Origin of the sequence: Pseudomonas sp. SBB6 (assembly GCF_024213215.1) — a bacterium.
Classification (GTDB): domain Bacteria; phylum Pseudomonadota; class Gammaproteobacteria; order Pseudomonadales; family Pseudomonadaceae; genus Aquipseudomonas; species Aquipseudomonas donghuensis.
The window spans coordinates 1-22246 of the sequence record NZ_JANAVH010000017.1 but is presented as its reverse complement, the minus strand read 5'-3'; the positions used below and the strand labels follow the sequence as shown (position 1 = coordinate 22246).

Here is a 22246-nt window from a genome sequence, read left to right as displayed (position 1 = left end):
GCGTTTGATGTGAACTTTAAGTAAACGCGGGCCATGTACGGCCCCTAATACAGTTCTGAAGGAATAGAACAATGTCTACGATTGATTTTTCATCGCTGAAGTCCAAAGTAAATGATTCAGCATCATTGATGCCTAGTATTGCCAATAAAAAGATCCTCATGGGTTTCTGGCATAACTGGCCAGCCGGCCATGGTGATGGCTATCAAGGTGGGCAGTTTGCCAATCTGGATTTGGTGGATGTACCCAAGGACTACAACGTTGTTGCTGTAGCGTTCATGAAAGGCCACGGTATTCCTACCTTCAAACCTTACAACCTCTCCGACGACGAGTTTCGCCGTCAGGTAGGCGTGCTGAACAGCCAGGGACGGGCTGTGTTGATCTCATTGGGCGGCGCCGACGCTCATATTGAGTTGCACAAGGGGGATGAGCAGCCACTGGCGAATGAAATCATTCGCTTGGTTGAAGTCTACGGTTTTGATGGGTTGGATATCGACCTGGAGCAAAGCGCCATTGATTTTGCTGACAACAAGACGGTGCTGCCGGCGGCCTTGAAACTGGTGAAGGATCACTACAAGGGCGAAGGGAAACATTTCATCATCAGCATGGCACCTGAGTTTCCCTACCTCAGAGTTGGCGGCAAATACGTTGGCTACATTCAGGCCCTTGAGGGGTACTACGACTTCATCGCGCCTCAGTACTACAACCAAGGTGGCGATGGGATCTGGGTTCAGGAGGCCAACGGTGGTCAAGGTGCCTGGATTGCACAGAACAATGATGAGATGAAAGAGGATTTCCTCTACTACCTGACCGAAAGCCTGGTGACTGGCACTCGGAACTACATCGCCATCCCCGCAGATAAATTTGTCATTGGCTTACCGGCCAATAATGACGCGGCGGCCACTGGTTATGTGATTGACCCTGCTGCAGTTGTAAATGCATTCAGGCGTCTCGACGCTGCCGGCCATCCCATCAAAGGGCTGATGACGTGGTCTATCAACTGGGACGACGGCATTACCAAGGACAATGTTCCCTACAACTGGGAGTTCTACGATCGTTACGCCCCGTTGATTCACGGCGGGGCGGAGCCTGGTGACCGGCCAACGGCGCCCGCGAACCTGTCCGCCAGGGACGTAACCGAGATCAGTATGACCTTGAGTTGGGGGGCTTCAAGCGGCCCTCGTCCGATCGAGACATACACGCTATACCGAAATGGGGCTGCGATAGGCCATGCGGCAGCTTTAACGCTGAAGGACTCAGGCCTAACGCCAAACACTCAGTACAGCTACTTTGTCACGGCCACAGACTCTCAGGGAAATGAGTCGCTTCCGAGCAAGAGCCTGAGCGTTCGAACTGCTGGAGACATCACGGATCCAGAGTTCCCCGAGTGGCAGTTGAACCATCGGTATCGCAAGGAGGATGGCGTGACTTACGAAGGCAATAATTACGTGTGCCTGCAAGAGCACGTATCAAACTCGGGCTGGACACCACCAATCGCCTTTACCCTGTGGTCGAAGGTCGCAATCAAACGGCGCGCTTAGAGCGCTTTGCAAAGCCCGGCTTAAATGCCGGGCTTTCATTGTTTGCGGATAAGCGGTCAACGCTAGCCAGTCATGGCCGCGCCATGCCTACTCCACGGCCTGGGCCAGCCCCTGATCCTCGCCCAGAAACCCACCACTCTGGTGCTGCCACAGGCGAGCATAGGTGCCGTTCCTGCCGAGCAATTCGGCGTGCGTACCTTGCTCGATGATGCGTCCCTCATCCATGACGATGAGCCGGTCCATAGCCGCGATGGTGGACAGCCGGTGGGCGATGGCGATGACGGTCTTGCCCTCCATCATTTCGCCGAGACTTTCCTGGATAGCGACTTCCACTTCGGAATCCAGCGCGCTGGTGGCCTCGTCGAGCAGCAGGATCGGGGCGTTCTTGAGCATCACCCGGGCAATGGCAATGCGTTGGCGCTGGCCGCCCGAGAGCTTGATGCCGCGCTCACCCACCAGGGTGTCGTAGCCGCTATGGCCCTGCTTGTCGCTCAGCTGGTTGATAAAGCCATCGGCCTGGGCATGGATCGCAGCAGTGCGAATTTGCACATCGGTTGCCTCGGGACGGCCATAGGCGATGTTGTCGCGAATGGAGCGGTGCAGCAGGGAGGTATCCTGAGTGACCATGCCGATGGCGCTGCGCAGGCTGTCTTGTGTTACCTCGGCGATGTTTTGTCCGTCGATGCGGATCACCCCCTTGTCCACGTCATAAAAGCGCAGTAGCAGGTTGATCAGCGTGGACTTGCCGGCGCCGGAGCGACCCACCAGGCCGACCTTTTCACCTGCGCGTATCTTCAGGCTCAGGCCATCGAGCACCTGGCGCTCACCGTTGTAGTTGAAGCTTACATTGTCGAAGCTCACCGCGCCGCCGCGCGTCTGCAGCACACCCGCGTTCGGCGCATCCTGCACCTTGGGGCCGCGGGTGAGGGTGGCCATGCCATCCTGAACGGTGCCGATGTTCTCGAACAGTGAAGTCATTTGCCACATGATCCAGTGCGACATGCCATTGATGCGCAGGGCCATGGCGGTAATCGCCGCCACCGCCCCGGTACCGACTTCACCCTGGTGCCACAACCACAGGGCATAGCCGCCTGCGCCCAGAATCAGTGCTACCACCAGCGTCTGGTTGACGATCTCGAACTGGCTGACCAGGCGCATCTGGCGAAAGCCGGTTTGCTTGAAATCCTCCATCGCCGCACGCGCGAAGTGCGCCTCACGCTTGGAGTGGGAGAACAGTTTCACCGTGGTGATGTTGGTGTAGGCGTCCGAGATGCGACCGGTCATCGATGACCGCGCATGGGCCTGTTCCTGCCCGACTTGCCCCAGGCGCGGCACGAAGTACAGCATGGCCAGCCCGAACAACGCGACCCAGGCAATGAAAGGCAGCATCAGTTTCAGGGCGAAGCCACCGGCCAGGGCGATGATGGCGATGAAATACACCCCGATCCCAGGGGCGATCTCGATCACCGTGAACAGCACTTCGCGAACGGCGAGTGCCGTCTGCATCACCTTGGTGGTCACCCGGCCGGAGAACTCATCGGAAAAGAACGAAAGGCTTTGCCGCAACATCAGGCGATGGAAGTCCCAGCGCAATCGCAGCGGTAGATTGATCGCCAGTATCTGGTGCTGCACCATGGTGCGCAGCGCCACCAGCCCGATGCTGGTAAACAGCACGATAGCGATACCCCAGAGCACGCGACGTTCCTGGCCGTCGGCAGCGCCGCCTGCCTGCCAGGACGAGAGCAGGTCGACGACCTGGCCAAGAAAGGAGAACAGCCAGGCTTCGTAAATCGACACGCTGGCACTGAGCAGCGCGAGCGCAAGCACATAGCCACGTGCGCCGCGCGTGCAGGCCCACATAAAGCGCAACAGGCCCACCGGCGGGGGTGGTACTTCGTCGGGCGGGAAAGGGTCGAGGCGTCGTTCAAAAATCTGAAGCATGGCGGTTTCCGAGTGATGATGGACATCGTTGAGCAGAGGTTGTTGTATTTGCTTTAAATGTAAAGTATTCGCATTTATGCTGCGCGACCACGCCTTCCTTCCAGGCATTCGTTCCCCCCTTCGCGCAGGTCATCGTGCAGGTCGAGCCTAGCAAACCCACACTCCTGGCAACATTGGTTCGCCATTATGACGAGCTGGTGGATCATGCTCGCCGACGTTTCGGTGAATGGGTCTTCGCCCGTGAAGTGGTACATGACTTGTGTCTGCAGTTGCTGGAGCAGGATGAAAAGCAAGGTGCGCGCACGCCGGTGGCCCTGTTGCGCAAAATCGCTCACGATATCGCCATCACCCGCTACCGTAGCGAGCGTCGACGCCAGATCCGCTCTACAGTCAACTGATGCGTAACAGCAACAACACCAGCCACCAGCCAGCGCCGGGTACGGTGTTGACGGCGACTTATACGCATCAGTGGTAATGAACAAACCCTCTTGCGCCGATCGGTGTAGCGAACTGTGTGGTGATCATGGGTGGAAATGCCGCTCCAAGCAGATACGGCGGCGCCGATAAAAGCAACAACATGCTTGACCTCCAGCAATTGCCTGGCGATGGCACTGAGGGGAATGGATGTTCCCCGTTGGGTCTCTCCGATCAAGGGTGGTGGCGGTTAGCCATGACGGCAATGTACGATTCAGGTTTCGTCTCCGACATGGATAGCGGCACATGGAGCTTCTAGCATTAGTCGCAGGGATAAGCGCCTGCGTGTTCCTCGTTCAAAGCATCAAGGCCAAGGGATTGATCAGCCAGCTCAAAATGGAGCTGGCGGCCAGACAACACGACATAAAAGTTATCGAGGAGGCATCAGCTGCGCTGAAGTCGAGACTGGAGCAAACGCTCAGTGAGTTGGAGCGCTTCAGAGACATCCTAGATGCTGAGGCTGAAGCAGCGAGGATCTTGGGCGAGACAAGGTCTGAGCGAAATCAACTCCTGCAGCAAGCCCAGGTAAAAGTGCAGGAGGCCGAAAACCGCCTGAAACAGGCCATTTCAGATGCGGAAGCTGAGAAATCTCAGATCCTGGGGAAAACCAGGCTGGAGCGCGATCAGCTCTTGCAGCAAGCACAGTCAAAGGTGAATCAAGCTGAGAGCCGACTGCAGCAGGCCATTGCTGATGCCGCCAAGATCATTGCCGATGCCCAAGAACGTGCCGAGCAGGTGGCTGGGGATGCCTTGGCCGCTATGGGCAAAGCCAAACATTACGCTGAAGCAGCCCAGGCCATGAAGAATGTCGTAGAAGGGTATGGCGACGCGTACATTGTGCCGACCTACAACCTCCTAGACGACCTGGCGGAAGAATTCGGCTTCACTGAGGCTGGCCAGAAGCTCAAAGCAGCTCGGGACTTCACGCGTTTCATGGTCAAGGCGGGAAGGGCGGCTGCGTGTGATTATGTTGAGGCAAACCGTCGCGATACCGCGGTTCGGTTCGTCGTAGACGCATTCAACGGAAAGGTCGACTCCATCCTTTCTCGTTCCAAATCTGACAATCACGGCAAGCTTGAGCAAGAGATCCGCGATGCCGCTGCCTTGGTCAACCTCAATGGAGCACCGTTTCGCAACGCGCGGATCACAGAGGAGTATATGAACTCCCGCCTGGAGGAGCTGCGTTGGGCGGTAACGACAAAGTTGCTCAAAGACCAGGAGCGTGAAGAGCAACGTCAACTGCGCGAGCAGATCCGCGAGGAAGAGAAGGCTCGCCGGGAGTACGAGCGAGCGATCAAGGATGCCGCTAAAGAAGAGGCCACCTTGCGCAAAGCCCTGGAGAAAGCACAGGAACAAGTTGCCGCCGCCAGCGCCGTTGAGCGTGCCGAATTCGAGGCTCGGCTGGCTCTTCTCCAAGAGCAGTTACAGGCTGCCGAGGACAAGAACCAGCGCGCGCTCTCCATGGCGCAGCAAACACGTGCAGGCCATGTTTACATCATTTCCAACATCGGCTCGTTCGGAGAGCAGGTGTTCAAAATCGGCATGACGCGCCGGCTCGAACCGCTGGACCGGGTGCGCGAGCTCGGCGATGCCAGCGTGCCCTTCGAGTTCGACGTCCACGCCATGATCTTCAGCGACGATGCACCTGGCCTTGAAAAGCAGCTGCACCGCCACTTCCTGCGGGAGCAGGTGAACAAGGTCAATCCGCGCAAGGAATTCTTCCGCATTGGGCTGCCTGCCATCCGTGCTGAGCTCGAGCAATTGCGAGTCGAGACGCAATGGACGATGAGCGCCAAGGCGCTTGAGTTCAAAGAGACTCAGCGCATCGAGCAGCAGATCCTCGAGAATCCTGCCATCGCCGCAGAGTGGACGCGCCATCAGCTTGAGATTGAAGAAGCCATTGAGCACTCGGAGGAGGAGGAGGAGGAGGAGGAGGAGGCTTTGGCTTCAGCCTAAGCGCTCCTTGCCAACATCGGAAAAGGATTCATCACTCCAGTAACCTCCGGTACGACGTATGACGATGTACTCTTGGGAGTTAGATGAAACCCATCGGGGGCTACGGGCTTGCCGCTAGAGGATTGCAGCGCTAAGCCCCATCCACTGGATGTCCTTCAAGAAGGCTTAGGTGATCAAGAATGGCATATCGCCCGGATTCAGTTGGGGAGGTGAGATTTTCCAAACTCCCGTATTAACGTTTCAGGATGGAAGTCAGGGGCAGGTACAAGCCGGAAAAGCCCAAGAAGCAACGTGTCAGGCAAGCCACTTTCAGGCCACGCCGATAGACTCAAAGGTGCGTAGTAGAGCCACAGGGCACCGATTTCCACACCCTGAAATTGGGTTGTATGGGGTAGGGATTTGCGGCTCAATATGAGACGTCATCTCCTTTCATCACGCAGGGACTCACATGATTCAGAGGTTCGAAAGCTCGAAAGCGGCTGTGAAGCGCTTTTTCAGCCGGCCCTACGACACACCAGAACAGGCCGAAGAGCTCATCAGGGCAGTGTTGACCCTGTGCTCCCTTGGCTACCTCAATGACAGCTATCCAGTCAGCGTATTTGCACAGAACAAAACGCTAAAATTGATTCGGTACAGCTCTGGTGGCCAGCTTTCCGCCTTCTACGATGACCTTCAGCAGGAGGTGCACGCACTCCTCGTTGGTTATCTGACCTATCGAGCGACAGAAGAGCCTGAGGTTGCAGCGGTTGAGATTCTCGCTCAGATGTCTAGGCATGAGCGTGTGGCATGTGAGAGAGGCAAAATGCTGCTGGAATGGTACGGCAAAGTGCTGGAAGAGGCTGGCACAGCAAATCAGCAAAGCCAGGTTGGCGCTTGATCCCTCCCGCGCTCTGCGGCTTCACAGATCTTAATATCATCCTGGAGGCGGCATTACTCCGCAGCAAGCTGTGCGCACCTGATAACTCCAAAAATGGCCGTAGCCGGCTGCGGCTGTCGGCTGTAACGGATTCAGATAGCGGGATGGCAAGCAACGTATCGCGGCGTTCAGCCTGGTACACCCCTCGAACATCAGGATGAGGCATTGCAGGTCGAGGCCCGCTGCTTCCGATAGAAAAGTGGAAGGGCAGCGCGTGGAATGTTATCGGCCCGCCCAGTGATTCGAGTGTCCGTTGGCCAATACCAAAACGGCCAGCCGCGTCTGCGTCGTCTTTCTTGGTCGAAAGCCAGGGCAAAAGCATTGCGGCAACGTTGGCCAGCGTGACGGGCGTACCGTCGTGGGCGATCAGCAGCTCGGGGGTTGGGAGCGTGCGAAAGCCCATGTGATTGATCATCGTGGTCACAGTCAAGCGCTTCCCTTGGCTTCACTCAGGTGGCCTGCAGTATTGCGCTGCTAAGCCGGCAAAAGAAGTACCTGATACTGCTGGAGGAGGCTTTCTGGTGACAGAAAAGCCTGACTGCTGCTGGGGATCACCAATCTGGACCCGGCATATTCGGTCTGAACCTAGAGAATTAAAACTATCGCAGCCAGAAACGACGCGGCTTATAGCTCTGCTCGCCGCGTGTCGCGGCAGACTTTATGCCCAGGCACGCTCCAATGAGTACGCCAGAGGCGCCATCGCTCGTCAAAGTCGTCCTCACAGAAGCGAGTGTGTTGCATCCACCGGTTGAATCCACAACCCAAAGCTGCCTTTCATGGGTGGCGGATATCGGTCACAAGCAGCTTTTTTCAGTTGTAATAGCTCAGTGCGTTCACAGAGCGACTGATACATTGCGAAAGAGCGAACCATTAGGAAAGGTTCAGAAGGCAGGGTATCGAGCGGGGACGCTTGAATTGAGGTTGACCGTTTGGCGTTCGTGGCACCAAACGGTCATTGCTTCCTTTCACGACTCACGAACCAACATTTCGACTCGGGGCGGCCTCCATTCTGTGTAATTGATCCTCACCATCCGTTTAGGCGAGACCAATGGCTGATCTCTCCATTTTCCTCCAAAGCCTCGTAGGCTTGGTATTGAGCACCCGTGGCGCAGGCATGGTTGGGTAGAATACGCAGCCGGGTTCCAATAGGAAACTGCTGCTCGATTTCTACCTTTTGGCCTTCCTCGAAAGACGCCACACCGTGCTCTTGGTTGGCTGAGCGCCACTGAAGCCCGTCGATGAGCTTGCCCTCAGCATCGCAAACCAGGCCGTAGCCGACATCGCATTGCTGGGACGTCAATGACTCAGGCCAGTGTCTCGGAAGGCTCGCTACCCAGGTGGCCAGTTACGACGTAAGCAGCGGCGCGCGCCAGGCCAGCGGCATAACCGGCCGTCGAGAAATTTTCAGATGTCGTCAAGCGCGATCGCCAGAGTCTCTTGGCTAGGTAAACCGCGGACTCCTCCAGCAATCAGCTCAGCGTATACACCGGAAAACATTCACACAAATGCATTACCCGGCGCCGGGTGTTATCCAGCCGCGCCGCGTTGTTCGGCTGTTCCAGCAGGTCGGCGATCAGGTTCGCCACTTCGGCACACTCCGCTTCACCAAAGCCACGCGTGGTCAGCGCCGGCGTGCCGATGCGAATGCCACTGGTGATCGCCGGTTTCTGCGGGTCATTGGGAATCGCGTTCTTGTTCAGCGTGATGTGGGCGCTTTCCAGCAGTGCTTCGGCATCTTTGCCGGTGATGTTCATCGAGCGAAGATCGAGCAGGAACATGTGGCAGTCGGTGCCGCCGGACACCACTCGCAACCCCCGCCGGGTCAGGATGTCGGCCATGGTCCTGGCGTTGTTGATCACCCGCTGCTGGTAAAACTTGAACCCATCGTCCAAGGCTTCATTGAACGCCACGGCTTTGGCGGCGATGACGTGCATCAGCGGGCCACCTTGGTAAACCGGGAAAATCGTCTTGTCGAGCAGGGCGGCGTATTGTGCCTTGGCCAGAATTAAACCGCCGCGCGGGCCGCGCAAGGTTTTGTGGGTGGTGGAGGTGATGAAGTCAGCGATTCCGACCGGCGACGGGTATACGCCCGCAGCGATCAGTCCGGCGTAGTGCGCCATGTCCACCATCAGGTAAGCGCCGATTTCATCGCAGATGTTGCGAAAGCGTTGGAAGTCGATGGTCCGGGAATACGCCGAGGCCCCGGCGATGATCATCTTCGGCCGGTGCTCCCTGGCCAGGGCTTCCATTTCTTCGTAATCGAGCGTCTCGGTTTCCTTCTCCAGTCCATAGGAAAACGTCCGGTAGAATTTGCCGGAAAAATTCACGGAGGCGCCGTGGGTCAGGTGACCGCCGTGGGCCAGGGACATGCCTAGAATCGTGTCTCCGGGGTCAAGTACCGCCAGGAAAACCGCTTGGTTGGCCTGGGACCCGGAGTGCGGCTGAACGTTGACGTATTCGCAGTTGAACAGTTTGCGGGCGCGTTCGATGGCCAGGTTTTCGATCTCGTCGACGACCTTGCAACCCCCGTAGTAACGCTTACCTGGATAGCCTTCGGCGTACTTGTTGGTGAGCACCGAGCCCTGTGCCTGGAGCACTTCTTCGCTGACATAGTTTTCTGAAGCGATCAGCTCCAGGTGGGTTTCCTGGCGATTGCGTTCGCGGTCGATCAGGCGTGCGATGGCGGGGTCGAAATTTTGCAGGCTCATGGTGTGATTCCTTAAGTAAGTGCTTCGGCCGACGGCGCAGGCACGTGATGTCGCAGCCCTCGTGACTGGCTTCTGGTCGAGCCGGAGAGAAAAATGGAGGTGTCTTTCAAGCCGCTAGCTTTCCATCGAGATTGCCGCCGAACGGCCAGTGGTGTGATAGGCCAGTTGCTGTTCCTGTTTGTGCCGTCATGGTCGGCTGCCCTCGGCGATGGCGGCCGCTTTGTTTTCCCGGGTGTAGGTCAGTACGAAATGCGCCACAAGGCCGAAGATCAACCCCCAGAACGCGGCGGCCAAGCCTAGGAAACTCATGCCCGAGGCCGTCACCAGAAAAGTGATCAGCGCTGCTTCCCGTTGTTTTTCGTCGGCCATGGCGCCGGTCAGCCCGGCACTGATCGCGCCGAACAAGGCCAAGCCAGCGAGGGAAGCAATCAACTCTTTCGGCAGCGCGGAAAACACCGAGGCCAGGGTCGCGCCGAAGGTGCCCATCAGAATGTAGAACACCCCGCAGGCGATCCCGGCGATGTAGCGTTTGTCGCGGTCTTCGTGGGCTTCGCGGCCGGTGCAGATCGCGGCGGTAATGGCTGCCAAATTAAAGCCGTGGGAGCCGAACGGTGCCATCAGGATCGAGCCAATCGAGGTGACCGAAATGATCGAGCGCGCCGGCGTGTTGTAGCCCGAGGTGCGCAACACGGCCATGCCCGGCACGTACTGACCGGTCAAGGTCACCAGTGCCAACGGCAGGCCAATGTTGATGATTGCGTGCCAGCTCCATTCAGGGGCGATGAAGACTGGGTGGGCCACTACGATGGTGATCGAGCTGCTGTTGAGTTCACCGAACGAGGCGGCCACGGCGCAGCCGACAATCAGTACCGACAGAATCGCGTAGCGCGGCGAAAAGCGTTTGAAGATCAGGTAAACCGCGATCATTGACAGCACCAGCGCCGGTTGCAGCTTGATCGAAGTGAACAGTTCAGCGCCGAAGCGGAACAGGATGCCAGCGAGCATGGCTGCTGCGATGGCTTTGGGCAGGCGACTCATCAGTTTGTCGAACGCCCCGGACAAACCGATCAAGGCAATGATCACCGACGCCACCACATAGGCGCCTATGGCCTGGGGCAGGGTGACGGTGGGCAGCATCGACACCAGCAATGCTGCGCCCGGTGTCGACCACGCCGTGATCACCGGAATCCTCAGACGCCAGCTCAGGAGCAGGCCGGTAATCCCGCTGCCAATGGAAATGGCCCAGATCCACGAAGACACCACGTCATTGGGCAGGTGCGCTTCCTTGGCTGCCTGAAACACGATGATTAGGGGGCCGGCATAGGAAATGATCACGGCGATAAAGCCCGCAATGACGGCTGACAAGGATAGATCCTTTCTGAGTGCGTCCATGATGTCTCGACTTGGCGCGGCAGAGGCGCGCAGTTATCAGGGGAGAATTGACTCGATTGATGCGATTCGAGGTGAGTGTATTTGAAAGAATTGAGTTGATTCAATAGGCTGGGTGATTGTTGCGAGGCATATTTTTGCTATCAGCGCCTTTTTTTTGGCTATGGTGTGTCTAAGCAATTGATTTATATGCTTATTTACTAAAATAGAAATATATTCCCATTACGATGCATAGCAATGCAAAAATCGATTCAATCGACTCAATATTTTGATTTGACCGATTTATTAATTGCCTAACCTCCATGTGATATGCTCGCATATTCATCATTTCTACGATTGGCAGTGATCATTCATGTGGGTTCCCCAGCTAAGCGAGTTCAGCCAGCCGATGTACTTGTCGATTGCCGACGCGTTGGCGCGCGATATCAGCAACGGCGTGTTGAACGAAGGTGATCGCCTGCCGACCCTTCGGGAGCTGGCCACCACGCTGAATGTCACACCGGGCACCATCAGTCGGGCCTATAGCGAAGCCCATCGACGTCGTCTGGTTCAGGGGGAAGTGGGGCGTGGTACTTATGTGCTCAACCAGAAGCAGCTGGAACTGCCGGCGAGCAATAGCGCCGCGCCGCTGAATCTGGGGCAATCCGAATTAATCGATCTTTCAATCATCAAGCCCTACGGCGAAACCCTGGAATACTGGTTGCGCGGCGCTCTGGTGGATATGGCCAAGAGCACCGATTTCGCTAGAACCCTGGATTACGCGCCGGACGGCGGTCATCCGGCACATCGCGAGGCGGGTGCGCAGTGGTTGCGCCATTCGTTTCCCGATGCGCAATGGCAGCAAGTGGTGATTACGGCCGGGGCCCAGCATGGCTTGATGGTCGCGATGAGCGCCCTGACCAACGCCGGTGACCTGGTGCTCTGTGAAGAGCTTTGCTACCCCGGCATCATTTCCATGGCCCATGGCCTTGAGCGCCGCCTGCGTGGTGTGCCGATGGACGACGAAGGCATCATTCCCGAAGCGTTGCGCGAACTGTGCCTGCGAGAGAAACCGGCGATGCTGGTTTGCGTGGCGACCTGCCAGAACCCGACGGCGGCGATCATGTCGCAAAAACGTCGGGCCCAAATTGCGGCACTGGCCGAAGAGTTCGATTTCATCATCCTGGACGATGACATTTATGGCTTCCTCGCCACCGATCCGTCGATCAAGCCGCTGTCGGCGTTTGCGCCGGATCGTTCGGTGTACCTGACCAGCCTGTCGAAGTCGGTCATGCCGGCGCTTCGCATCGGCTATATCTATAGTCCGCCGAAACTGCTGTCGCGCCTGACCTCGATGGTGCGCAGCAGCGTCTGGATGCCGTCGCCGTTGACTGCGCAACTGGCCAGCAATGTGATCACCGAGGGCCTGGACAAAAAGCTGATCCGCATCCAGCGCAACGAAGCCTCCGGGCGGCAAGCGATTGCCCGGGAAATTTTTGCCAATTTCGAGCTCAAGACCCAGCCCTATTCGTACCACGTCTGGTTGACGCTGCCCGAACCCTGGACCAGTGACGAATTCAGCATGCTCGCCCGGGCCAACGGTGTACTAGTGCTCAGTGGCACCCAGTTCCAGGCTGAACGGTCCGGGAGCACCCGTTGTGTGCGACTGGTGTTGATGTCGCCCACCAGCCAGGACGAACTGCGCTTTGCCCTGACCAAACTGGCCAGCCTGATCGATTCCGATCCGCGACGTTACTACTGAGTCGCCGCAGGCTGCAATATTTCTCGTTTCCAACGAAGGTCCGAAAAACCACTCAATGTGGTGAATCGGTTCTCCGGAGGTGGTCGTGCCGGGGTTCAGGCGATCTGAAAATCCGACTTTTTCAACAGAATCGGCCGATTGCTGCCTGTGAACGGCGTTAGTTATGAGGCGACTGTTAGTAGCAAAACTCATGTGACGATGACGCCACATGAGCAGGAGTACAAATGTACTCCGCCGGGTATCTCTAGGGTACTCTTTGAGCTCCCGAAGATATTGCACATCCACGACCAGCCGACGGCGCAGGTTGCGAGCCAGCTCATGCACGTGTTTTGCCAAGGCCTCGGCATATGCGTGTTCCTCCAGCTCTTAGCCTGACCGGTTGATACGCTTGCACTCCACCGCCCAACGCCGGCGGTTACAGCTTGTACCGTGTTCATGATCAGGGGTGGTCTGCCAGGATTGCAGCGAAATCTTCCAGCGCGCGATGGAAGTCTTCAAGGGCAAACTCCACGGGCTGGCTGCCACTGATCCAGCGCGTTTGAGCGCCTACTTCAAGCCCCCCTGAAATGCTCCATCCGAAGCGAATCCAAGAAATGGTGCCTCCCGCGACGACCTGCTCGGCCACGAGCACCGTACAGTCGAGATCCATGTCGTCACTGCAGACGAGGAGCGGCACGATAGTCGATGACCCGTCTTCGCCGGGCGTGAATCGGCGTTTCGCAAGCGCCTCTTCCGCTTCATTGATCAACCAGATGAGTGAGAGGCCCAGAAGGGAAACCTGTTCATCCGCGATGATGTTCCGCGAGCCATTGCTCGATCCCAACGTTGTCGATAAGGAACCACGCGCATGCGTTGCGTGAGAATTTTGCCTGATGCCTGGCAGCCTTGATCGTATGAAGCATGGAAAGCCCTTGTTGGAGATTGAGTGGCCAAGCAAACGCGTTTTCGGCGATCGCGCTGCGTGCCGCAGAAGGGTAGGACAGTAACGCAAGGCAGCGGTGCAGCGTTAGCGCAGTTGGCAGGGGTAGAAAAAGCTTGGCTGTTGGGAGTGGTAACTCGCACAGATGTAATGTCGCGAAAGCCGTTGGGATGTTCAAACGGCTGCGCTCGCTCAATCGGAGCCTCATCTGGTCTTTTGGCAAACGAAAGAAAAAACCACATCGGTTCGGATACACGACACCGGCGGGGGTATGGTTTGCATACTCACCGGATCGCAAGGGACTGCATCCCCGTGCCCACCTCAAAGACTTCAGCGGGATCTTGCAGGCCGACGGCTACGCCGGGTTTGCTCAGCTGTATGCCACGGACACCATTCAGGAAGCCGCGTGCTGGGCTCACGCCCGGCGCAAGTTCTACGACGTCTATAAAGACCAGGCCTCGCCGCTCGCTGCCGAGGCGTTGCAGCGGATTGCTGCCCTGTATGTCATCGAAAGCGAGATTCGCGGCCAACCGCCCGACTTGCGAAAAAAGGTTCGGCAAAGCCGTGCCAGCCCGCTGCTGGAACAGTTGCACGCGTGGCTTAACCAAGTGCTGACTCAATTGTCGAAAAAATCGGCATTGGGCGGTGCGATTCTCTATGCCCTCAATCGGTGGCGGGCGTTGGTGCGCTACTGCGATGACGGCCGGATCGAAATCGACAACAACGCCGCCGAGCGGGCGCTGCGCGCCGTCGCGCTGGGTCGAAAAAATTACCTGTTTGTCGGCTCCGATGCCGGCGGCGAACGAGCCGCCGCGATTTATAGTCTGGTGGGTTCGGCCAAACTCAACGACCTGAATCCGCAAGCCTATTTGACACACGTGCTGGAGCGCATCGCCGACCACCCGATCAATCGAGTCGACGAACTGCTGCCCTGGAACGTTTCTCTCACACCAACAGAAATTTGCGAGGCGGCCTGACCCATGGCCAAAAATGTCCATTTGCTAAAACCCGAGCCTGATTTGTTGCTGTTGCACATTGAGTTGAAGTGGGTCGAACCCACCATCTGGCGCCGCGTAGCGGTACCCGAGAACATCACGCTGGGCACATTGCATAGGGTGATCCAGTTCGCGACGGGCTGGGAGGGCGGGCATATGCATGAGTTTGAAATTGCCGGGGAAAACTACGGCATTCCCGATCCCGATGGATGGGGCCCCCGCGTCAACTCGGAAACCCGCAATACATGGCGGATTGTCCCAGCGTCCATCGAGCCTGGCCGTGCTTTGGCCTCCAGAAGGGCCTTGCGTTGATCAACGAGTGTAGTCAGCTGTCCTGCGACCACGTCAGCAACAACCATAAGCATACTGAGCGGCTGAAAGTTCGGTCGGTGCTGGATCTTCACAGTAACTCCCATTTTCTGTCGGTTACACTTGCTCAGCCAACGGCAGGCAGTCCTTAAACTTTGCCTGGATGACCAGCTTTATCCGTAAGCGGAAGAAAAATGGACATCGAAAAACCACCTAAAATAGGGAGTCTGTAGCAACCTTCACGTCCATCTAGGCACCATTATAAAATGGACTCCGTGCACCGAGCTGTCCATGTTCGATACAGATTCGTAGAATTGGACGGTCGGTCACACAATGCCTTACCACAACAGTAAACACCGCCGTGAACACAGACATGAAACCTATCGCTTCGGTCAAGTAACAGCTTCGATGAGAGCGGGATAAAACAATGGCTTTCAGCCAGCCTTCTATTTATGCTGGGGTTTACAGTACGGAGGCTGTGCGATGTTCAAACTCAAACGGAAAACATGGGCGTTACTCTTGGTCTACATCGTTGGGGTCAGTGGCTATATCTACTACCTCTACGACGAAACTCAAAAAATTCTTACTGACAGTATCAATAGCAAGCTGCTGCATGCCGCGCTGGGCGCTTCGGCCATCCTCGGCGACCGGTACCATGATGATCTGGTCGACAAACAATCCAAATCACCCGAGCAAGACTGGGACGCGATCCAGCGACTCTCCAGGTTCAACGTGTCAATGGGCACCGCCTTTGTCTACAGCGTGATCAAACGGGATGGGAAAGCCTATCTGATCAGCTCAAGCGCATCGGAAAAAGAAATCCAAGAACAGAATTTCGTGCGCTTTTTCGATCCTTATCCCGATGCCAGCCAAGCGTTGCTCGACAGCTTTGAGCACAGCGAACCCACCTGGATCGATTACACGGATCATTGGGGAGATTTTCGCGCGGTCTTCGTTCCGATGAAGTCCCATGATGGCACTGTTTATGTCGCAGGTGCGGAAATGAGGTTGGCGGCCTATCACCAACAACTTAATGAAGAGTCCCTGCACCATATCATTCTTGCCATCTTGGTATTTCTTGCCTTCAGTTTATTGTTCGTAGTCGATCTATTACGCATGCGCGCTCATCTCCAGCAATTGCAGATAAACGAACGGATATTGAGTCAGGCAAAAAATGCCGCTGAGGATGCTGATCGTTCAAAATCCAGATTTCTGGCCACCATGAGCCATGAAATTCGCACCCCCATGTACGGTGTCATCGGGGCGACCGAGTTATTAACCAGGTTTCCCCTGACACCTGAACAAAGCAGCCTCTTAAACACGATTCATACCAGCGGACGCACTCTTCTCTCTCTGATCGACAATATTCTCGACCTGGCAAAAATTGAAACGGGCAAACTTCAATTGAGGCCCCGTGTATTCGAAATAAGGCTACTGCTTTCGTCCAGTATTGAAATTATCCGGCGAAATATTCAGAAGAAGCCGATCGTTGTTGAAGTGCAAGTCTCAGCGGACGTACCTCGCTGGGTCAAAACCGATGCCGATTGTCTGCGCCAGATCTTGATCAACCTGCTAGGCAATGCGGTCAAATTCACCGAAACCGGCACAGTATCCCTCATCGTCACGAGCAGCGGTCAAGGCTCTCAAGCCCGACTCGACTTTTCCATACGCGATACCGGCATAGGTATTCCCAAAGAGCAGCAAGACAGCCTGTTCGAGCCCTTTGCTCAATTTAAAGCACCCTCTAGCCAAGGCTTCAACGGAAGCGGGCTCGGCCTTTCAATCTGCAAGAATCTAGTCGAGGCGCAACAGGGGACTTTATCCTTTGTCAGTCAGCCTGGCGTCGGCTCGACGTTTTCTTTTTCACTTCCCATGGACGTTTTTCCAGCGTCGGAAATACCCTTCGATAACGATTATGCAGCAGTGAGTGTCGATTCATCTTTTGCCAGGAATTGCCCGCTCGATATCCTGCTGGTGGAAAATCATCCAATGAACCAGAAAGTTGCCATGGCGATGCTGCAAGAACTGGGTTATACACCCGATCTTGCGTCGGATGGTCTGGAGGCAGTCAATCAGTGCATGACGTCGATGCCCGATATCATTTTCATGGACATCAACATGCCTGTCATGGGTGGGTTGGAGGCGGTCCGCAAGATCCGCCAACTTCCACAAGGCGATAGCTGCTACATCATAGCTTTCACCGCCAGTGCATTTTCGAGCGAAATAGAACGTTTCAGGGCCGCTGGTGCCGATGACATTTTAACCAAACCAGCGAACTTCCAGGCCTTGACCCAAGTGCTTCAACGTGCTGCCAACTACCGGGTCAGAACGCCGGTAGTGGATACCATTTCAAGTTGAAAGGATCTCAGGGGGTAAAGGCCATCACGGAAACAGGAGAACCCGAGCCCTCTTTCAGTCGGAGCACGCCAATGACCAGCGTCGTACCTTTTGCGGGCAACTGATCGAGGTTGGTCAGGCACTCCAGGACAATCCCATCTTTCGCCAGAATCTGACTATTGGTGGCGTAGACCGTGTCCTGACCAGGATCGGCGCCATGTGTATCGATACCGACACCTGCTATCTGGCGCTCTTCAAGCAGAAACTTCGTGGTTGCAGCGCCCACCCCGGGGAAGTGGGGCCCCTTCGAATCTTCATTGATAAAGCGCTTGGGATCGTTCCACAGCGCTTGCCACCCTGTATAAAACAGCACGACAGAGCCCTGGTCGATGCGCCCATGTGCCTGCTCCCATTTCTCGATGTCCTGGACGCCAATCACATAGTCTGCGTCGTCATGGGCCTGGGCTCGGATATCAATCACGACGGCCGGTCGCACCAAGGACTCCGGTTTATAGGTATCAATCCCATTAGCGTTGGGATGAAAACTGTTAGGTGCGTTCATATGGGTTGCGCTGTGCTCGCCGATGCTGAAACGCCGCAGGTAATAACCGTCTTTTTCCTGTGAAGCCACCACATCGAATACCACCGGTGGGTCATTAGGCCAAAGCGGGATGGTCGGGCTAATGATATGGCTGAGGTCGACGACCTTTCGAAATTGGATACTTTGCATTCCCGTGATTTCCTTATTCTTTGCGTAAGCCTTAGCGACACCGACCGACAGCAAAGCGGCCAGAACGCCTACGGACATCCGTTTAATACAACTCTTTTTTTGCGTTGGCGTCGTCATGACGATCCCCTCTTCGATCATTGAAGAACTGCTCCCCTCACGTCCAGTGCTGGCTTGATGAAATTTGCCCTGCACTTTGTCAACAGCACTCAGCTCAACGAAAAAAAGGCGCGCATCCCACCACCGACAACAGCGCCGGGCCAGCACGCCGGTAATGGAGACGTTTTTGTATTGAATGATCTCAGGAGGGGAACGCCTGGGCGGAACAGGAAAACAATCGGGGAGCATGTACGAGCGCGAAATCGATATTACCTGCCGGGCGCCTTCGGCCACCTGTTCATCACGCTCCGAGCAGCCACGTAGAACGATTGTAACCGTCCGCCCAGCACCCTCTCCTGACACCTCTCCAAATTGGCCAAGATAGTGGACACCATAGGCGGACACCATCGCCCTTAATTTGGGCGTTCGGTAGGTGTGTTGGCTGTTCGCTTACAAAGAATGTGACCGCAGAGAAGCTAAGGAAAATGTGGCCGGAGCTACTTCAGAGCAATATAACAACACAGTCTGCCAACGCAGTAATCGGAGCTGCAACAAAGTATCAAACTTTGCGTGAATGTGCCCATAGCTGTCAACACCGGTTGAAAACTGACCCGCCCTACCGAAGTAAAACTGACCCACCCCGGCGGTGTTTGAGGTCTGATTATTGTCGTGGCGAGGCCGTTTCTCTCGGCACCACCTGACCGGATTTCAGCTTGTCCTTCAGTCGATAACTCTGTCCGCTGACCTGGACGATATGCGCATGGTGCAGAAGCCGATCCAGCAGCGCAGCGGTCAGTGTCGAGTCGTCGGCGAAGGTCATTGCCCACTGGCTGAACGGCAAGTTGCTGGTCAGCACCAAGCTGCCCTGTTCGTACCGTTTGGCGATCACGTTGAAGAACAGGTTGGCTTCGTCACGACCGAACGGCAGGTAACCGATCTCGTCGATCACCAGCAGTTTCGAGCGCTGAACAACACGACTGAAATACTGAGCCAGACGTCCTTGATGGTGCGCGGCGACGAGTTGCAAAGTCAGGTCGGCGGCAAGATAAATCGGGTGGAAATGCCTGCCATGATCGCCCGATGGGCCAGCGCACTGGCCAAGTGTGTTTTGCCGACGCCCGAAGGCCCGAGTAGCACGACATTTTCCTTACGCTCGATGAAGGCCAGCCCGGCCAGCTCCAGGAGCTGACTTTGCGGCGCGCCGCTGGCGAATTTGAAGTCGTATTGTTCAACCGTTTTCACCGCTGGCAACCCGGACTGTTGCAGCAGCGCTTGCCGCCGCCGCTCGTTTCGAGCGCGATCCTCGCTCAGCAGAAGTTGCTCCAGGAAGTCGGCATAGCTCGTTTCTTTTTCGGCGGCTTGCTGGGCCAGTGCCGGCCAGTCCGTCGCAAAAGTGTCCAGCTTGAACTGGTGGCAAAGAGACTCGATGCGCAGATGTTGAAGGTTCATGGACGTACCTCAAGCAGTGCCTGATAGACCGAAAGCGGATGCTGCAAGCTTTCCACCGGCATGGGTTGGACGAGCGAAATCATGCTGCTCGCAACCCCTTGGATCGCTGCAGGGGCAACAAGTGGTGCACTTCGGTATCCAGTCGGTGTTGCGGTATTTCGCCTGTCGTCGCATGTGTCCGGGCGTTGGCGACCTCCATCAACCAAGGGCCAATCTTGCTGTTCGCGACCTCAACGTCCAACAGCAAGTTGACCTGGTTAAGTGACGCGGCCAGAGGCACTACGAAGCTGTTTTTCAGGTAGTGGTTGAAGCGCTCGACCTTGCCCTTGGTTTGGGCCCGATAAGGCCGGCAGACTTTCGGTGCGAAGCCGTAGCGCTCTGCCAAATTCAATAGTGCGGTATTCCAGCGGTGCTGACCGGGGCCATAAACATCGCGTTCCTGGATGATGGTTTTGGCGTTGTCGAAGAGTAGCTTTCGCGGCGTACCGCCGAAGAAACGCAGCGCCTTTTCGATACCGGAACACCAGGCTGCGGAGTCTTCGCGACGGGAGAAAACGACGTAGGTCGCACGGCTCCAGCCCAACGTTGCAACGAATGCCAACAACGGATCGCGGCCACGCCGAATGACGGTGAAGTCCACCTGCATCTGCTCACCGGGCTCGGTTTCAAAGCGAACGACGTCTTCGTTTGCCTTGGATTTCAAGGTCAGCAGAAAGCTGGTGAGAATTGAGTATCCGCCTTCGTAACCCTGTTCGCGGATCTCCCTCAACAGCACGATGGCGGGAAGTTCGAGTGGCGCAGGTCGTACTGGAGATCCTTGGCGCTTCTGAACGGCGCGTCGAACGTGGCCGAGGTATGGCGAAGCCAGTGAGACGATGCCACCCGCAGGCTATCCATTTCGTAGGGCTCGCGCCCTTCATCGCGCATGCGTACCAGCGCGTTGTCGAACACGGCTTGGAGGAGGGCGCGTACTTGCCGGTCAGAGAGGCCTGCGCGGCCGCTTAGCGTTTTCAGAAGCGGCGACTTCTCCTGGTAACTCGACAATGGGCCCAGCCCAATGAATGTGCGATAGCGCTTTAGGTACTTCTCCACGTACTCATCACGTACTGCAATCTTGCCGGACTTGTTTCCTTTACCCACCACATGGAACCACCAATTTCCATTTGGAACGCCCAACATTGTCAGATCCACTCAAAAAGAGCTCCATGGCTCAGCTGAGCGCTAGGTGCACCTAGAACACCGAAACGGAGGGTTTCGCAGGCCAGCATGGCTGCAGGCCCTGGCGTTCCTGGCTTCGAGGTCATAAAGCAACGCTGAGTTCACTTTGGCGTAGGTATCTTTCCAAGGCTAAAAATCTCGGAAAGTGTCCACATTATGCGATTCGGCTCGCGACTCGGAAAGTGTCCGTATTTTGTGCAGATGCCACTGGAAGCCCCGAATTACAAGGATTGTAGCAATTCAGACGCCAGCGCTGCAGTGGTCACGAGTGTCCAGATAGCGGAGGAATTGGGTAGAACGGTTCAAACCATCGTATCAGCGTGCGACCCAGTAAAATCAGTGGGTTACGGAAATCGTGTGATAGCAAAAGTGTCCGCATTTCGTCGGAATGGAGGCGCATGTGAGCAATGCCGAGTCGCTGGAAGCCACGTGAGTAGAGGGCTCAAAGGGTTGATGGGGTAAAAGTGTCCGCAATTCGCGACGGTGACAGACAAATTATGGTTTACGGGTAGCAGTGACAGGCAGGAGATGAATGGATGGGTACGTAATTTAACATAATATACATTATGCGTAGTCATCTATGGAGGCTTGGATCCCGTGGCAGGCTGCTTTTCGCCTGGTGTTCAGGCTGACCAGGTCGAGTCTCTCATGTGCGAGAAAAACACCGTCACACGCTTGGCGCTGGTTTGCGTGGTTCTTCAGCGGCATTGATACGAATGTTGGCACGTGCAACAACGGCTATCGCCTCGACAATATGAGTTGCGTCACCAGTCTCGTATGCATCGGCCAAAAAGACATCTACGGCCTCTGAGTCAACCAGCGAGTCTGCAGGATCATAATCATGAATCGGCTCTGTCATTTGATCACCTGGGAAAAATATGAAGCCAACACCTGGCTCTGAAAATAAACACTGGAACGTCACCTGCAAAGACGCTGCTGATGGACTGGCAACCTGATCGTACCTTTGCCTGGCGATTTCTAGCGACTTTCGGATTAACCACTGGTGACAAGCTGGACATGAACATACAACCGGCCGGCACGATACCCCTGGCACCCGTTTGTTCGTAGGTTTTATTCAGCCATTCAATGCCAGATGCATCTACAGCCCTCAGACTACGCGGCCTGTTACCGATTACACGTGCATTCACTGGACGCTGATCTCGCTCTTTTTTGAGAGATAGCGTTCAGATTTGTTAGATATCTAGCGATGAGCTACCCCTGGATCATCAGGTCAGCTACCCTCTCCCACTAATGCCAATAACTTATAACTCAACTAAATAACTATTTAGTTGAGTTATAATGGTCAGGCATCTGGGCGCTACCGAGGGTGGTTTCCATACCACCCTCGCCTGTCACACGTGCGCTGCCTCAGGCGCCGCCAAACACAATGTCGCTATTGAGCAGATCGACTCCGACCAAGGTGATGGTCGTTGTCTGTCCGCCCGTCTCGGCAACCGTCACGATGCTGTCTGCACCGCTGTTGTCGATCGATTGGACAACGGCGCTCTGGTCGCCGTTGAGCACCAGCGT

General features: G+C 56.0%; 12 protein-coding genes and 6 pseudogenes. 8 read left to right on the top strand and 10 right to left on the bottom strand.

Going from position 1 to position 22246, the window contains the following annotated elements; all coding sequences use genetic code 11:
* The first annotated feature begins 71 nt into the window (after positions 1-71).
* Positions 72-1538, top strand: a complete 1467-nt coding sequence (locus NLX68_RS24385; RefSeq protein ID WP_254286166.1) for a glycosyl hydrolase family 18 protein — start codon at positions 72-74, stop codon at positions 1536-1538.
* Between the two features lie 87 nt (positions 1539-1625).
* On the opposite strand, the gene NLX68_RS24380 is transcribed toward NLX68_RS24385, so the two are convergent.
* Positions 1626-3479, bottom strand: a complete 1854-nt coding sequence (locus NLX68_RS24380; protein ID WP_254286165.1) for an ABC transporter ATP-binding protein — start codon at positions 3477-3479, stop codon at positions 1626-1628.
* Between the two features lie 134 nt (positions 3480-3613).
* Here NLX68_RS24380 and NLX68_RS24375 point away from each other — a divergent pair.
* From NLX68_RS24375 to NLX68_RS24365, 3 genes and pseudogenes are all read left to right on the top strand, one after another.
* Positions 3614-3853 (top strand): annotated as a pseudogene (locus NLX68_RS24375) (RNA polymerase sigma factor); the annotation flags it as partial.
* Between the two features lie 346 nt (positions 3854-4199).
* On the top strand, positions 4200-5909 hold the full coding sequence (locus NLX68_RS24370) for a DUF4041 domain-containing protein (protein ID WP_254286164.1): 1710 nt from the start codon (positions 4200-4202) through the stop codon (positions 5907-5909).
* Positions 5910-6357: 448 nt separating this feature from the next.
* The gene (locus tag NLX68_RS24365; protein WP_254286163.1) at positions 6358-6786 is read left to right on the top strand and encodes a hypothetical protein; all 429 of its coding nucleotides are present in this window, start codon (positions 6358-6360) and stop codon (positions 6784-6786) included.
* Between the two features lie 1063 nt (positions 6787-7849).
* Here the strand turns inward: NLX68_RS24365 and NLX68_RS24360 are convergent.
* From NLX68_RS24360 to NLX68_RS24350, 3 genes are all read right to left on the bottom strand, one after another.
* Positions 7850-8125 carry a hypothetical protein gene (locus NLX68_RS24360; RefSeq protein ID WP_254286162.1) on the bottom strand — a complete coding sequence of 92 codons (276 nt, stop codon included), beginning with the start codon at positions 8123-8125 and terminating at the stop codon, positions 7850-7852.
* 169 nt (positions 8126-8294) lie between these two features.
* Positions 8295-9533 carry a serine hydroxymethyltransferase gene (glyA, locus tag NLX68_RS24355; RefSeq protein ID WP_100783059.1) on the bottom strand — a complete coding sequence of 413 codons (1239 nt, stop codon included), beginning with the start codon at positions 9531-9533 and terminating at the stop codon, positions 8295-8297.
* Between the two features lie 186 nt (positions 9534-9719).
* A complete protein-coding gene (locus NLX68_RS24350; protein WP_254286161.1) occupies positions 9720-10925 on the bottom strand; it encodes a benzoate/H(+) symporter BenE family transporter in 1206 nt (401 codons plus the stop codon).
* 349 nt (positions 10926-11274) lie between these two features.
* On the opposite strand from NLX68_RS24350, the gene NLX68_RS24345 reads away from it, so the two are divergent.
* Entirely contained in the window at positions 11275-12663 is a 1389-nt protein-coding gene (locus NLX68_RS24345) for a PLP-dependent aminotransferase family protein (protein ID WP_010220077.1), read from the top strand.
* 439 nt (positions 12664-13102) lie between these two features.
* Here NLX68_RS24345 and NLX68_RS24340 read toward each other — a convergent pair whose 3' ends face one another.
* Positions 13103-13486 (bottom strand): hypothetical protein, encoded by a 384-nt coding sequence (locus NLX68_RS24340; protein WP_254286160.1) that lies wholly within the window; start codon positions 13484-13486, stop codon positions 13103-13105.
* 302 nt (positions 13487-13788) lie between these two features.
* Here NLX68_RS24340 and NLX68_RS24335 point away from each other — a divergent pair.
* From NLX68_RS24335 to NLX68_RS24325, 3 genes and pseudogenes are all read left to right on the top strand, one after another.
* Positions 13789-14559 (top strand): annotated as a pseudogene (locus NLX68_RS24335) (IS66 family transposase); the annotation flags it as partial.
* 3 nt (positions 14560-14562) lie between these two features.
* Positions 14563-14817: pseudogene (locus NLX68_RS24330) on the top strand (plasmid pRiA4b ORF-3 family protein); the annotation flags it as partial.
* 552 nt (positions 14818-15369) lie between these two features.
* Positions 15370-17244, top strand: coding sequence for an ATP-binding protein (locus tag NLX68_RS24325; RefSeq protein ID WP_254286159.1), 1875 nt, complete (start codon positions 15370-15372; stop codon positions 17242-17244).
* 7 nt (positions 17245-17251) lie between these two features.
* Here the strand turns inward: NLX68_RS24325 and NLX68_RS26545 are convergent, their stop codons facing one another.
* From NLX68_RS26545 to NLX68_RS24300, 5 genes and pseudogenes are all read right to left on the bottom strand, one after another.
* Positions 17252-18343, bottom strand: coding sequence for a cyclase family protein (locus NLX68_RS26545; protein WP_254286158.1), 1092 nt, complete (start codon positions 18341-18343; stop codon positions 17252-17254).
* A 367-nt stretch (positions 18344-18710) separates the two neighbouring features.
* Positions 18711-19498 (bottom strand): annotated as a pseudogene (gene istB / locus NLX68_RS24315) (IS21-like element helper ATPase IstB).
* Positions 19495-20366, bottom strand: a pseudogene (istA, locus tag NLX68_RS24310) (IS21 family transposase). The pseudogenes istB and istA overlap by 4 nt, the downstream one beginning before the upstream one ends.
* A pseudogene (locus tag NLX68_RS24305) lies at positions 20285-20659 on the bottom strand (site-specific integrase); the annotation flags it as partial. The pseudogenes NLX68_RS24305 and istA, both read right to left, overlap by 82 nt.
* 724 nt (positions 20660-21383) lie before the next feature.
* Entirely contained in the window at positions 21384-21575 is a 192-nt protein-coding gene (locus NLX68_RS24300; RefSeq protein ID WP_254286157.1) for a hypothetical protein, read from the bottom strand.
* Between the last annotated feature and the right edge of the window lie 671 nt (positions 21576-22246).